The organism is Rhodopirellula sp. UBA1907, assembly GCF_002337565.1.
GTDB lineage: Bacteria > Planctomycetota > Planctomycetia > Pirellulales > Pirellulaceae > Rhodopirellula > Rhodopirellula europaea.
Map to the genome: position 1 here is coordinate 22,881 of NZ_DDGH01000035.1, position 14,919 is coordinate 37,799.

Consider the following 14,919-nt stretch of genomic DNA (forward strand, 5'->3'; position numbering starts at 1 on the left):
CGAAGTGCCGATTCAAACCCGGGGTTTGCTTCGTTCAAGCAACAACAATGTCATAGAACTCAATTCGTTAACGCAATCACTTCGTCGATCAATGCATCACCACTCGGCGCCACGCGGGCTCCTGGTGTCTTTCCACAAAGAACTTCGAAGTCCGGCTGCGCGTTGTCAGCGGTGTACACGCCGATGAAGCGGTGACAATTCGGTTGCTGTGCCACCCATGAGGCCACCGATTGAGAAACAGACTTGGCGTTTCCGGAGATATGATCCGACACAACCAATAAGATGCGTCGATCGGCTTTGACACTAGAGTCAAATGCCGCCTGGCCGTCGCGGAGCATCACTTCAAAAGACTCGTCCGAACCGGTTGTCCTTAACTTGTCCAGAAAACGATCCATTCGTTCGTGGTTTGGATCGTCGTACCCGATCAATGCCAATGGGAAGTCTAGGTTGGCCTGATCAGATCGGACCAAAAAGGCGATCCGTAGTTCTTTCACTAGAGGTGCAAGTTCGTCACCAACACGCTTGAGTAGTTGTCCATTCTTCTCGAGGTCGCTGCTCATTGAGGATGACCCGTCGACCACGACAACAATTTCGATCACCAATTCCGACATCGACCAAGGGTTGCCTCCGCGATTGATGATCTTGGAAATAAGCGACCCGGGCTGCGACTCCAAGGTGCGGAGCAGGACATTCAAATCCGGACGTTCTACTTCGATTGGGATCGATTTAACCTTCGGTCCATGCTCTCGATGCTCTTCGATCTTGGTTTCGATCATCGTCATGGGGGAACCCGGCGCAAAAGATACAGGCCGCATAAAGGGCTTTGCAAAAGCCCCAGCCTGCGACAGGTCCGCGCTGATCCGAGTCAGATACCCTCCCGACGCCGCGACGTGAGCAGAAGTGAATTTGCGAATGAGCCGATTGTGACGTGGGTTATCACCAAAATTGCTTTTTGAGACGACGCACTCGACCAGAGTCGATTTCGGGAATTGTAGTTCGCTGCAGAAAGGTGAGGTGACATCCTCGATCCAGCCAGGACTGGGAACGAGCCCATCCCGCATTGAGAAGGCTGGTCGGTTTGGATCGTGATAGACTAGTGAGCCAAGGCAAATCACGCGGCAGGGGGCATCAGCATTGCGACGGCAATCCGCTACGGCTTGGGTGATCCCGAAAACGGATGGAACTTCGTCATCACACTCGGGAGGGTCGCTGTAAAAGGTCTCAATGACGTTCCACTCGGATAGAAAAAAAGAATTGCTCACCCGTTGTGTGGCACTACCGAAAGGAATGTCAACTCCGCCGACCAGTTGACGCTCCGGTCCGTGAATTACAGTGAGCCGTGAGCCGCCTGGTATGCGGTCCGTTGCCAACCGTGAAAGGATGTCTAAAGTCGTATCAGTAGAGAAGCTACCGTCATCAAAGACAAAGTACTCAGTAGCAGGGGTAACCTCTTTAGTGCCGTGTGAGGCCTGATCTGTTGATGTAGTGCCGTGGCAGCCCGAAAGAACGGTCATGGCAAATGCGATCAAGAGCCCTAGTGTTTGCTTTTTTAGTCTGTCGACAATGGATCGCATCTCATCAAGAGTTTCGCTTGCAGCGTCGATCGCTGTGGATGTCTTAGTTTGCTTCTCCCGACGCTCGTACTCCACCTTCAAGTGCTTGTTGATCTCTCGCTCTGCGAACTGGCACCGCTCGAGATACCCCGTGAGTTCGCCAATAGTTTTGTTCGTGCGCTGAATGCAGTTGTGCCAACGTGTCACCTCCGCATCCGTCTCCTCATGGACTGGCGAATGAGCAGGAACTTCCTGGACCAGCAAGCCGAAAAAGTGAATCGCGCCGGCCAAGGCGACTGTATTGGCCAACGCCATCATCGAACTGCTTAGGGCCACTAAGTACCAGGGCAGCCCGGTGGGTTTCGATATGACGTTAGCCGCGGTGACTGTGGTCTGTTCTCCTACGACGAAGTATGAAAACAACCAGAGTGCAATCAAGGAACCTAACAACAAGACAACGCCAATCACCTTTTGGGCTGCGTTGTCGGTGTGGCGTCGATTGCGACGTGATATATTCTTAATGCCCACGAGGCAGCAGATAATCGGGACAAACGTAACAGCTACGCAGATGGTGAGCCCCGGTTCAATTGGCAATTCCAATTTGCTGGGAGCAGGTGCCTGATATAGCGAGCCTGCGACAATTTGAGACCGAAACAGTGCGAATTCGCTTGCCACACCGATCACCGCCAGTGCTACTAGCCCCACTGCAACCATCAGGGGAACCGCAATTTCGACTGCAAGCTTCTTTTCGCAGAAAGGAATAGGCATGAAATTGGAGTTTTGCCGTTTTTGATACCATGGATCTAAACGAAATTTTGATTTGCGAGGGCCCAGACGTGTGAGTGCCGTTTCCGCCATGTTGAACTTCTTTTGCAACCAATCACGGTGGTCGTTAGCCGACTTAAGTAAGGATCGTGTGATAGCAACGTTTTGGTGTTGCTCGCCCAGGGCTGATGACAGATTGCCTGGGTGCGAGAGTTGTGGCTGCAACAACGTCGCTTCACCCATCAGTTCGTCGAGCGGAAGTTTGCTGTCTATGATGTCGCGAGCAACGGTGTTTAGGATCGCCGCTTGGGGCTGACCATCTTTCCCGACAATTTCAATGGCCATCTTGGTTGGCCTCGATTCCTTCCGGGGCTTGACGGTATACTGAGGATTCGGAGCTAGCATGATTTCCTTCTTTGATTGGAGCTTTCGATGTCAGGAGCAGAATGGCATCGATTTGAAAGTTAGAATTGCTTGTAGAAACAAACAATTCCGTTAGCCAAGACTCGAACGATTGTGAAATGGCTGCTCGTTGCCTATCGCGTCAGTAATTGGAAGGATTCAGGCACGAAATGTCATCGGACGCGATGGACATTCAATAATGTCTTTTTGCCGGCGTAATCTCATCGTCAGCAAGAATGGACATTGATAGGCATTGCAGTTGGCGTCTCGACAGCCTTGCCCGTGTTCAGTAGCTGTTGTCCAAGACCGTCACGCGGTAAAATGCTGCGACAGTTCAACATCAGTTCGCGCGGATGCAGGGAAACGCACGGCCATGCTAGTGAAACCAGACTGTGAAGCGATCAATCTGTTTATCCAATCCGATCCACGCAAACGCAAACGCGAGGCCATCTTCCGCGATGCTGGTCTCGATAGCGGTGGAAGATTGATGCGACAATGGTTGAAGGGGGGCGAAGCGAACCTTGACAGCCTGATCGCACTTGCGGAAGTGCTTCACGGTTGCACCGACGTCAAGCAACTCATTCGTCATGATCAGTTGCCGGCGATTTCGCTCACTGCTTGGGGAAGTCCGGTCAATGAGTTTCGGGAGCTGACAATTGATTTGTTGTTCAGTCCCAAATTCCAATCTCACTTGCTAAATAGCCGGGGAAAGGAGCCCGAGATTCGAGAGTATGTTGAGCATACCGCCTGGGACCGTATCTCCAGAATGCCCATCAAAGCGAGTGAGATCGAACAAACGCTTCTAGGTCTTTGCCGAATGGGACTGCTTCGCGAATGCAAGCGTAATTCTCGATATCAATTCTACCTTCGACAATTCCAGCCAAGGCAGTCGAAGCAAGCACTGCAAAATAGGATTTGGTCGGAAATACGGTGTGCGAAATACGCTCTCGAGCTCGAAATGGACCCAGGCGACGACGGGGCAATTCGTGAAGCCGAGCAAATCAACCGAACTCTCGTTAATATTCTCGATGAATTGGCAGAGGCGACAGAAACACTGCGTCGTGAGCCCACGATTGAAAACGCGCTGCGAGTCGTGGAACTAGATACGCGTTATCACCAAGCTTTCTGTGGATATGACCCGAGTAACATCGGTATGTTTGGATTTGCGCTGGGAACACATATGCTCCCGTTTAGCAGGCTCATTCTGGCTCAATGCTACTTAGAGGAGAAAGAACTTCCGATGCCGGAAGATCACGTTTCGCTGCAAACGATGGCAATGTCCTTCGAAAAGCAACTTCGAGCCAACTTTGAGTTGTTCAATGCCGCGAAGAGTGGGGAAAAACGAGACAGGATGGCCCTCTACCGAAACATCAAAGGGCATCCCATCGATGGACAGGAATTCTTTGAACAGTCTGAGCGAATTATCCTTTTCGCTCAGCAGTTTTAGATGCTCTCCTCTTCAGCTTGGAATGAAGTCGTTCTCCACGTCTAAACTCTTCCTACTCCAGGTTTCGTTGTGAATTCGAACTTCCTCCAAGAAATGACTGCGTATCTCAATCGCCGATTTTTCGATCGGATCTCCCATATTGCAAACTCGGAACAGACTGATGATGTAGTCGCTCGCATTGGCGTAGTCTTGTTGAGTTTGCAAGTCCCTGTCGCGTTTTGACGATGAATTTAAGCATTCTTTTAACGAAACATTTTTCTTTGCGAATCTCGCCAGGACTTTCATCAGGCTACGCAATTGCTTGAACTCAAGCTGGCGTTTCATTACGCCGGAAACGATCTCCCCAACGACCAGCGTCACTAGAGTTGCGTCCTCCAAGGCAAGGTCCTCGCCTTCGAATCGCGAGGTTAATAAGCGAAATTGTGAGGTTATGCTATCGTTCTGACCCATCGGCTCCGGCTTAGCAATTCTTGGAGGCATAGTCAAGCTCTTTTCGTCTTAAACGAAGTTTGGAATCGGGTTCAGACGCTACTGTCCCTGTTTCTTGTCCGCGCGAACAGTGACATTCACCAAATGTCCAGCACGAAGGCCATATCCTCACCTGCTTCCTTTGTTACATCCTTGGAATGTCTATCGGTGTCTATGCCGAGTACCGACACCGACGCCTGTGTTGGTCGTGGAACCAGCGATCTATTCAACTCAGACCTTTTTCCTTCGTTGATGCCACTTTCTGCAAAATCCCAAAAATGCGGCTTCCGGGTTCCGGGGCGGCTTCGTATCGGACATCTCCATCCAAATTCGCCACTGTTTTTCCAACTCATGGACATCCCAGCCAGGTGCATCCAGCCTGGCGGCGTGGTAGATGTCTGCGTCAAGGGCGCGCACAAGATGTCCTTCGTTGCCATCACCTCTGGCAATTGCCGGGATGCTTCCCCTGCTCTCAAAGATCACCACGTCTTTACCTCGGCCTCCCCGGTCGTCGAGGCGGATTCGGTAATCTGGGAAATGGTCGCTTGCTTCATCGTCTCTGCAGACTTTCAAGACCAGACGTTTGAATTCCTTCAGCGTTGATCCTGAACCGCACTTCTTCCGAAGCAGATCCAGTGATATCCGCCATTCAGGTTTTCGGCCGCATTGCTTTCTCGCAATTTCGTACAGCCTTTTCTCGATCGCCTTGCGCAAGCGGAAGTAATCGCGACTTAGCGTTAGCACCTGCTTGGAGGATAAAGCATCAAAAATCCAGTCTGATAGCTTGATTTCGATTTCCTGCATTCTGCCGTTTCGGTGCTGACGCACGATCTCAAATGACTCAATCAGACCAAAACCTCGGGTGATTTCTTTCTCACCGGATATGATGTTGGTGGTGATTCGCGTACCAGCGAGTCGCTCCAACGCTGCTTTGAGTAGCTCATAACCGCGTCCGTTCGTCATCCGATTGGTGGCTGTGAGCAAGTCGAAGGCGCGGAAGCGAACCGATTGGGATACTTGTCGCCCCTGGTTGATTGCAGCCATCAACTGACTGATGCAAAAGATTAGAACATCGCGATCGTGGATCGTGGCAAGGCCATCGGAAGACGGTTTGATCTCGATCCAGGCGTCGTTGTGTTCGTACCTGCGAGAACGTTGGTTGGGCTTGGTTGACAGGCTGAAGACGGGATGCTCCATCGACGCCATGTCACCTTTTGGGGCAGCATCGAAAATGTCGCAGACAAAGAAGTCTTGGACGGGATGACGCTCCGGCAAGAGCGGAGAGCGATTCTTGATTTGGTTCGAGCCTTCACACACCATTCGTAACCAAACGACATTTTAGACGCTTTGTCAAATTGTTTCGTCATTTCACACGCGTTGGGTCCCTTTGGTACGCATGGGGTCGATCGACATTTCGCACACGTTTTATTGATACTACGCACGCTGTTCATTGACACTTCACACACCGAGCGTCTCAGATTCGTGAGTGGATTCAAGTGCTTAATCGCAGAATTTTTCTCGTAACGCACTTCTAAACACATTAGAACACTCACCAACCGTCGATCTCATGCCATCACGAAGGCGACGAGTTCGTTCAGTTCAGTGAAGGCAATCGAAAAGATAGATCTGACTCGTAAGCGAATCGACCAATCCATGACGTCTTTTTGGTTCGACTGCCGTCCGAATGGAAGTATCGAGGCTTCCGTTGGCACGATGCCGTTCCCTCCTCTCGGTTGTTGAAACGACTGCCAGGCTCCACGGTTTATCGGCCCGCCGACAAGCAGGAAATCGGTTCCCCCTGAAGGTCGCCGCCAATTTTCAGCTTTCGCGTTCCCCTAAACCGTGGCTTTCGCTCGGCAGTTCAACCAAACAGGAGGAGACAAATATGAATGACTTACCGAAAAACCCCTACACCGAACACCGCGGCTTCAATCAAAGAGTTCGAATCGCTGAGAACAAGCTTCGGGATGCGTCGGTGAGGCAAATGCGAGAGTTGTTTGATCGTGATTTCGATGACTGTTTTGAATGCGGAGACGGTGATGCCGTTGTTTTCCAACTGATGCATACCGCTCGGGTCGAAGAAGTCGAGTATGGCTATTCCCTGTTGGCGCAGGGAATCCGTTTCCTGTTCAGCAGCAACCTGAGTTCAGATGGATTTCCAACGGCTTGGGAGTGCATTGCTTGGCCGCAACGAACGCTGCAGTTTGAGATTGCTGGAGGTGAATCATGATGCTCGCGAATACGTTGTGGACGAATTCCCAAAAGTGCTTGCATGCCGTGCCCGCACCGAAATATTGTCGATCCATGGACTCATCACGTTCCGATGAACTCGACCGTTTCAAACGCATCGATCTTGTTGCGTACGCCGGCACGCGGGGCTTCGTCGTCGATCGACGAGCCAGCAGTCGCAACAGCATCGTGATGCGTCATGCCAACGGAGACAAAATCGGCGTCGGTAAAACACCCGCTGGCACATTCGTCTACTACAACTTCAAAGGTGATGATTCCGGAACGATCATCGACTTGGTGCAGACCCTCGATGGTGGATCGCTTGGAGATGTTCGCAAGGTCCTTCGTGATTTCGACGGGTCAGTCGCGATGCATGCCCCCTCCCCCACTCTTCCTTTCAAGCTGCAGCCTTCCCAGCACGATGCCTCCCGCGTCTTGGCGGGATGGATGAAGTCGAAACCGATCGGAGCAAAGGGGCATCCGTATCTCAACGAATTTCGAGGGATCTCGGTGGATGTGCAGCACGACCCGATCTTCAAGGGACGCATTCACATTGACTCACGCGGCAATGCGGTCTTTCCTCACTACAACCAATCTGGTCTATGTGGGTACGAACTCAAAAATGGAAACGCTTCGGGAACCACGTTTACGGGTTTCAGCCCGGGCGGAGTCAAAGGTCTGGCGTGCTCTCGGCCCCGGCCCGATGACCGCGAGATGATCGTTTGCGAGACCGCCATCGATATGCTCAGCGTTGCGACACTCGAGGGCGCACACGGGAAACGCTTCTTCAGCACCGCGGGGCAGATCAGCCCAATGCAAGCAGTGTGCCTGCGATCAGCGGCCGACAAAATGCCCCGTTCAGATTCTCGGATTGTGCTGGCACTGGACCATGATCAGGGCGGGCAGATGATTGCGGCTCAAATACGCGAAGCGTTGGGTTCGATGTCGCTGCCGATTGTCGAGCACTACCCACCCAGCAAAGGCAGTGACTGGAATGATGTTCTGCTAAGTCGTCGCAAATGCGATGGTACGACGCTACAGCTCGGCTGATAATCTCATCGCTGCTTGTACGATCAATCGTGCTTGCGAACCCACGTTGATCCGATGCCAAGGTTCTACGACTTGCCGAGCATGCGATCGAGCGCCTTTGCGATTGGTCATCGATATGACGATACAGCGAATCGAATCGGCTGATCGTCGTGTCCCCGCAAGCACGATCAATCGTCTCGACTGAAAAACGACGGGCTGGCGAAGTGGTGTTACGATTTTTAGTTTATGCGATTCGGTGTTTGTACGTTTTCACGACGACACGTTGATACGCTGATGCGATTGACCGTGAATGCGATGAAGCGGTTACCCACGGATGCGATCCCCTTAGAAATGTCGTCCTGGAGTAGGGGAATGGGGCTTAGACGCACCAGATTCTTTTTCAACTGCCCCCGCCGAGCGTTTCTTCTTTTTCGATGTTTGTTTCCGCGTGGGAAGGTTGTCGTTGGTCGAGGTAAAGATCGAGCGTAAAAGCCCGTTCAGTTCATCAATGCTACCGCGAAGACGGCGGATTTCTTGAAGCAATTCTCGGTGTTCAGAATCAGACATGTCAGAGCCGTTGCCCTGGAGCCGGTGCCAGCGGTGGTTCGACGTGACTGAATCGTTCATCTATGTCAGCAGATTTTGACGAGGCCAGCATGATCGCCGCTAACCGAGATGGGGCGAGGGCTCTGCCTCGGCGTCGGTAAGAATGCAACGGCAAGCCGCTCGGCAGAAGTCCTTCGCCAGCATTCCAGTGATCATCACGCCCGACCGATCTCCAACAGCGATCGAGAACGAGGGTGCGAACCCGCCTTTTTCGAGCCACTGTTGCAGATCGTGTGCATGCTCCTTGGCCGCATCGTTCATGCCATGTGATTGCGATTCAAGCATTGCTGCAAAGGTTTCTTCCGGATCCATGATGCGGATAGTGCGATTTTCTGGGCCTGCGTGTCAACCAATTTGTTCGTTGGGCGATCCGTCCCATTCCGTTGACTGACTTTTCACGCAGCTTCCCGCCTTGCCCGCATCGCCGCAAGGGTTTTCCTGCCAGAGCATCGCTTCGCTTGTCTTCGGAAAATCGCTCCGCGAAGGCCCTTGCCCCGACGCCGGCGAACCAGGCGGGTGTTCGCTTGCATGGTCAATCAACAGAAAGGAACGACACCATGAACAACAACATCTCAACCACAAACGCAGAGCGAGGCAATCGAAAACAGAATCCGCTAACAAGTGGTGACCTGCGAAACTTCAGCGGCGATCTCGAACGGTTCCGACATGCACTCAATCGAAATGTCATCTACACGCCCGGCGTGCAATACGTGGCCGAGAAAGGGGAGGCGTACTGGCTGATCGACGCGATCGCATCCTGGATCGGTAGTGAACCATTCAACGAAGCCGTCGCGAAAGATGACCGGATCGGCGAGATGCACTTTTGGACGCTCCGACGGATCCAAGGCAACGCTGCCACACTGGAAGCAAAGGCCGACAGTCCAGACAAACCATTCATCGTCCAAGACATTGAGTTCACAGACTTTCCGCTCGACAAGATTGACATTTGGGCCGGCTTCGATGGAAAGCACTGGACGCTTTATCTACCGAGCGAGCACTAATCAAACGACGTTGCGGGCGTCGGCGGTTTCTCGTTGACGCTCGCATCGATTCCGTGCCAAAACGGCATCAAACAACAATCAATTGATAGAAAGGGCAGTCCCATGACACGCAGTTTAGAGACCGCCGCCGAAAGGTAGGGCGGCATGGCAAAGAAGAAACACGGCAACAAGCCGAAACGAGACATCTACCAGGAGGTTACCGATCGGATTATCGGATACCTAGAACAAGGCACTGCCCCGTGGGGGAACCCGATCCGTGGCGGCACCGGAGATGGATGGCCGAAGAACCTCGAGAGCGGAAAACGTTATCGCGGGATCAACGTGCTCTTGTTGGGGATGCGATCCTTCGAAGCCGGATTCAGTTCGGATTACTGGATGACGTACCGGCAGGCACAAGCCAAGAATGGGCAAGTCAAGAAAGGCGAGAAGGGCTCACTGGTCACGTTCTGGAAAATGTACACCACTCAAGACAAGGTGTCCGGGGAACCGATTGAGATCCCGATGCTCAAACACTACACGGCGTTCAACGTCGAGCAAATAGACGGAATCGAGATCCCTGATGCGTCGCCTGATCTGTCTGATGCGGAACCGTTTGAACCAATCATCGAGGCCGAACGAATCGTCACCGGATACAGGGACAAACCGAGTATCGAACATGACGGCGGAAAGCGAGCTTTCTATCGACCCGGCACCGATGGCGTTCACATGCCAAAACCAGAGAAATTCGATTCACCAGAGAATTACTATTCCGTTTTGTTCCATGAACTGACCCACTCAAGCGGGCACAGTAGCCGGCTGAACCGAGGCTTGGACACGGAGTTGGCGCCATTCGGATCGCCTGACTACAGCCGTGAAGAACTGATTGCCGAGATGGGAGCTGCGTTTCTTTGTGCCGCCAGTGGCATCAGTCCGCCCACCATTGAACAGTCCGCGTCCTATCTGCAGAGTTGGATCGACGTGCTCAAGGGCGATAGCAAACTTGTCATTGGTGCAGCCGGAGCAGCCCAAAAGGCTGTCGATCACATCCTGGGTGAAACTTTCCAGGACGCTGCCAATGTCGCCCCGACAAAAAACAAGCCGGTGACAACAGAATCGACCGTCGCCGCGGGGACCGATACCAATTCTGCTCAGCTCGATCTTTTTTGAACGCGGTGATGGGACGTTCCGGCCAAGTCATTCCCTTTCGTTGTCAATTGACTATCAGGATACGCTGCCACGCTCGTGATCCCGATCTGCAAGGGGCCGTGTTGTCGCTTCGCTCCTGCCCGCACCAAAACCCCTTGCTGACGAGATCCCGAGCGTGGCTGGGACGCGGACCATGGTCAACCAACAAAGAAAGGAAAAAGCCATGACACAAACAAACAACAATCAACCCGCCAGCACCGTTCGATCCGGAGCACTCAAAGGCGTCATCTGGAAAAACGCAGGCAAAGACGGCAAATCTGATCGCTACTCGGTCAACTATATCCGAGGCTACAAAACGGCCGAAGGTCAGTGGAAAGACACCAGCAGCTTCAGTGAAATTGACAATCTGAAACTGGGCTACCTGATCCCGAAGGTGAATGACCGGATCGCGGAGCTCAAAGCCAGCGACCGTGAACAAGAGCAAAGCAACGATACAGAGGAGGGGGGCCAATAGGCTTTTCTCCCATTGAGGGGCACGGCGACACGACGTATCGCATCGTCGTGTCGTTCATCGCGACGGCAAACCCGCAAACAATCAGCGGCTTGGCTCTACTCAAATCGAGTTTGTCCCAAATTTGGGACGAGCTTGTCGCTGTGCATCAACTGCAGTCGGACCACCCCAATGCACGAGTCGCAGCCGTCCCAAATTTGGGACGCGACCATTCACGCTGCCTGAACCGTTTCCACGTTGATCTTCATGATCTCTGCACTGGATTCGGGGCGTCGTCGTCCGCGGGGGTCGGCCTCCTCGAGCCAACGAACGGACGCCAGCCCAAACAGCGTTGCCAATTCACGCAGATTGCGACCTTCGATCGTGATCAGCGTTCGGGAGGCGGCGAATACCGTGAGCTTGATCTGGCCAGCGTCGCGACATTCGATCTCGCGAACATCGGAATAGGAATAGCTCAACCAACGACCGTCATTGAGTCGCAGCTGGAACATCATCGGTGGCATCTCTGCGGGGAGTGCCGACGCATAGGGCGGCGTCTCAGTGTTCTGCTCAGTGACAGGAACCGATCGCAAGGTAGGTCCGCCTTGGCTGTTTTGAAATGCTCTGGACGCGTGGGACATGACTAGATGCTCCTTCGAACATGTGGCGTTGGACGACGATCGTTGCGTTGGTGAACACGGCGATCAGGGGACTGCGATGGGCGTCGGCGGTTCATGGCATTCGATCTCAGCCATGTTCGGACGCGACTTCGGAAGGCTTCGAAGTGGCGCCGATGACTCGATCGCTGACGCATCGGAAGATCGATCTGCGGAGTAGGGGACTCGCTTTTCTTTGTCTCGTCTGGCCCCCGTGTCTTCTGCCCAACGAGTTCTGTCGCCGACATCTGTTGGCCGCTGCGTTCAATCGCTCGCCTGACCTTGGATTTGTCGTCGACATAGATCACCACATCTTCGCTACCGCGTGACGCAGTCACGTACAGCGTTTTGGCGTTGATCGCGGGCAGGGAAGTCGCACCCATCGCAGAGATGACCACGTCCCTGTCTTTGCCCTGACTGGCATGGCTGGTAATCACGTATCCCAAGTCCAAATGCCCGTAGTCTCTGGAGACAACCTGCCCGCCTTTCAAAACCAGGTTTCCGCTCGAGTCAAAGCCTTTGACTTCGTCCAGTCGGCCATTGCTCAAGCGGGTTTGTCCGTTCTTGGTTGTCCCACCCAGGCTGAAGCGGATCTTGTCGCCAGCGGCAAGTTGAACTTCGTCTTCGCGGTAAACCTCGAATCGATCAGGTGTCGCGATTGGAAGCCTCTTGCGGTCACCATTGCTCAACGAGATCAACTCGACTTCATTTTCGACTGCCCCCGCGACGCGGTAGCGTTCGCCTCGTTTGATGCCCCCGCGTGCATTCTGATGAAATTGAACAATCGCCCCAGCTTGCTCCGCGTAGGTGGCGGCTTCGCGTTTTTGGGCTTCTGTCAGGTTCATTGACTTCAGCTGAATAAAGGGACGTTCTTGCTCAGCAAGCTTGCCACGCTCGCGAAGCGAGCGTCGAATTTCACCGGTCGCCGCGGCGGCTTCCGCGTGCGTTGGGGCCACGACCAATGTGGACTTGCCCTTGTCCATTGCCGAAAGAAAACCCGCTGCCAAGACCTCATGTTTGTTGTCGGCATCGATCTCTTGGATCTTCCCCATCGCATCGAGCATGTCAAACCCGGCCAGCAGTCCGGACTTGCCGGTACGCTCGTCGATCTCGTGTCCACGACTGATCGTTTCCACGGCCTTACGATACTGACCTTTCTGGCGTTGGATGACTTCCACGCGGGCGATGTTCAAGCCGGCTTCTCTTTCGAGCAGCCGCATCGCTTCGCCTCGGCGGGGCGATGCGTGTTGCCGTGTGTCACCAGAGAGTACCACGCGAGCATTCTGCTCTTTGGCGATATCGAAAACGGCGTTGAGTGACCGCACGTCCATCAATCCCGCTTCATCGATCCAGATCACTTGGTCGTGGACCTCGGGATGCAACTTGGTGTTCCGGATCAAATGCTCGACCGTTTGCGTTTGCTGGAACCCTTTGCTTTGCAGGACTTCCTTCGCGCCTGTGCTGGGCGCGAACGTAAACAGTTTCTTGTCGTTCTGCGCAATTGCATCGGCAGCCTCCTGCATGAGCGACGACTTTCCTGTGCCCGCGCCACCGGTGACCGCCATGACGGTATCACGGCATGTCAGGACATGATTGACGGCCGCTTTTTGTTGTTCGTTCAGCCAGTCGCGATCAAATCGATGTTCTTGCTTCCCAATTGCCTGCCTGGTTCCGCGTCCATCGCGTGCGAAATCGATCAAACGCTTTTCAGCGTCGAGCACTTCTTGGGTCGTGACGAACGACCGGGATGCACCATCCTGGTCGAGGCTTCGCTGAATGATTGGTTGTCGATCGAGTGTTCGTTCAATCTCTTCCGGTGTGAATGTCAGCCCATGCTCCAATGCGGTCGCAACGACCTGATGTCGCTCCACGGTAGAATGACGGAACAGGTGATGATCGAGAGCGTATTCGACAGAGACGTTCGCCTCGCAATGCTCTTCGCCGCCATTGCCTCGGACACTTCGCATCGCCAGTCGTTCGAACGCCTTACGTTCTTCATCGTTCAATCGCGACGTCCATTCGTCCCGCAGTCGTTCGACTGACGTGCCAAGTTCCTTCTTCTCGCGAGTCTGCTTGCCGAGCGTTGCCTTCTTTGCCGCGTCATGGACGCCTTTGGCCCGAGCGGCTTCCTCGACCTGCTGGGTTCGTTTGCTGAACTTTTCAATCGTCCTGCGATCCAATCCATCGATCTCCCAGCCCGCTTTGATGCGTCCTGATTGGGCAAAGCGAGTAGGGCTCACGGCGTAGCCAAGTTGATCACGCAGCCGCCGAGCAAGTCGCGATTCGAACTTGGCTTGCAGGCTGGCTCGCTGGCGAACGATCTCCTCCATCTGCCCTGCGTAGTGTTTGCCGTCTTGATGGGTCCAATTGATGACAAAAGCATGGATGTGCAAATGCGGATCCGCTTTGCCATCGACTGGGCGAGACGTTTTGTGGAGGAAATCAGCGTAGATCAATTCACCGGTAGTCGACTTCTGCTCGCTGCTGTGATGCTCGCCGTGCCGGACACGGCGTTGCATCAACGGTTCGACGTCTTTGGTCATTGTCTCACGCACTGCTTCGCGAAGTGCTTCGATCAATCGTTCGTCTTCGTTGATGGCCCACGCGAGTGACACCGATTTTGGGACCGAAAATGTCAGATCCATCCCAGGACGACGGTCCTTGCGATTGCGCTGCGTGAGTGGTTGGCCAGTGTTTGGATGTTGGCCCTGAAGCAATGCGGAAAACTGATCTTTGGTCACATCTGTGCCACGACCTAATCCCAATGTCTCGGCTCCTTTGCCGTGCCATTGACCATTGATCTCTTGGCCGAGGTAATAGTCGCCCTGAGTGAGCACCTGGTCAAAATATTGACGCGTCGCAGCGATGTTTTTGCTCTGTGTCGCGATCAGCATGATGCACCCGATGACGTTCCGGGATGGGCGTCAGTATGGAAGAAAAAGTTAGATAGGCTTGTCCCCTAAGCACTGCTTAGGCATTAAACCGTGACACGAAAAAAACGCAAATGCAACGCGTCATAGCAGGTCTATCCACAGGCAATCGCGGTGCTACTATTCAAGAAGAAGATCGAATGCCACCCGTTACCAAGGAGCACACAGTGTCGCGGACCACTGTTACGACGCGGTGCAGATTGAAGGAGCCACGCTCA

12 protein-coding genes are annotated in these 14,919 nt (G+C 53.5%); 7 read left to right on the plus strand and 5 right to left on the minus strand.

The features are described 5' to 3' along the window. Positions 1-59: 59 nt before the first annotated feature. Positions 60-2,663 (minus strand): hypothetical protein, encoded by a 2,604-nt coding sequence (locus B2R17_RS08075; protein ID WP_286763570.1) that lies wholly within the window; start codon positions 2,661-2,663, stop codon positions 60-62. A gap of 430 nt (positions 2,664-3,093) precedes the next feature. Here B2R17_RS08075 and B2R17_RS08080 point away from each other — a divergent pair, with 430 nt between their 5' ends. Then, the gene (locus tag B2R17_RS08080) at positions 3,094-4,167 is read left to right on the plus strand and encodes a hypothetical protein (RefSeq protein WP_286763571.1); all 1,074 of its coding nucleotides are present in this window, start codon (positions 3,094-3,096) and stop codon (positions 4,165-4,167) included. Positions 4,168-4,179: 12 nt separating this feature from the next. Here the strand turns inward: B2R17_RS08080 and B2R17_RS08085 are convergent, their stop codons facing one another. Together B2R17_RS08085 and B2R17_RS08090 are read right to left on the minus strand one after the other, a co-directional pair. Then, positions 4,180-4,653, minus strand: coding sequence for a hypothetical protein (locus B2R17_RS08085; protein WP_286763572.1), 474 nt, complete (start codon positions 4,651-4,653; stop codon positions 4,180-4,182). A gap of 213 nt (positions 4,654-4,866) precedes the next feature. Continuing rightward, complete coding sequence (locus B2R17_RS08090; RefSeq protein WP_349676986.1) at positions 4,867-5,841, minus strand: replication initiator protein A; 975 nt, start codon at positions 5,839-5,841, stop codon at positions 4,867-4,869. Here B2R17_RS08090 and B2R17_RS08095 point away from each other — a divergent pair. The 6 genes from B2R17_RS08095 (at position 5,824) to B2R17_RS08120 (ending at position 11,139) form a co-directional block, all read left to right on the plus strand. Then, a complete protein-coding gene (locus B2R17_RS08095) occupies positions 5,824-5,961 on the plus strand; it encodes a hypothetical protein (protein WP_286763614.1) in 138 nt (45 codons plus the stop codon). The two genes, B2R17_RS08090 and B2R17_RS08095, sit on opposite strands and share 18 nt — an antisense overlap. 559 nt (positions 5,962-6,520) lie before the next feature. After that, positions 6,521-6,865 (plus strand): hypothetical protein, encoded by a 345-nt coding sequence (locus tag B2R17_RS08100; RefSeq protein WP_286763573.1) that lies wholly within the window; start codon positions 6,521-6,523, stop codon positions 6,863-6,865. 74 nt (positions 6,866-6,939) lie between these two features. Further along, entirely contained in the window at positions 6,940-7,914 is a 975-nt protein-coding gene (locus tag B2R17_RS08105; protein WP_286763574.1) for a DUF3991 and TOPRIM domain-containing protein, read from the plus strand. Positions 7,915-9,056: 1,142 nt separating this feature from the next. Next, entirely contained in the window at positions 9,057-9,500 is a 444-nt protein-coding gene (locus B2R17_RS08110) for a DUF6876 family protein (protein WP_286763575.1), read from the plus strand. Positions 9,501-9,644: 144 nt separating this feature from the next. Beyond that, positions 9,645-10,646 (plus strand): ArdC family protein, encoded by a 1,002-nt coding sequence (locus tag B2R17_RS08115; protein WP_286763576.1) that lies wholly within the window; start codon positions 9,645-9,647, stop codon positions 10,644-10,646. 202 nt (positions 10,647-10,848) lie between these two features. Further along, a complete protein-coding gene (locus B2R17_RS08120) occupies positions 10,849-11,139 on the plus strand; it encodes a hypothetical protein (protein ID WP_286763577.1) in 291 nt (96 codons plus the stop codon). 209 nt (positions 11,140-11,348) lie between these two features. On the opposite strand, the gene B2R17_RS08125 is transcribed toward B2R17_RS08120, so the two are convergent. Next, a complete protein-coding gene (locus tag B2R17_RS08125) occupies positions 11,349-11,756 on the minus strand; it encodes a hypothetical protein (protein ID WP_286763578.1) in 408 nt (135 codons plus the stop codon). 2 nt (positions 11,757-11,758) lie between these two features. Beyond that, a complete protein-coding gene (gene mobF, locus B2R17_RS08130; protein WP_286763579.1) occupies positions 11,759-14,665 on the minus strand; it encodes a MobF family relaxase in 2,907 nt (968 codons plus the stop codon). Between the last annotated feature and the right edge of the window lie 254 nt (positions 14,666-14,919).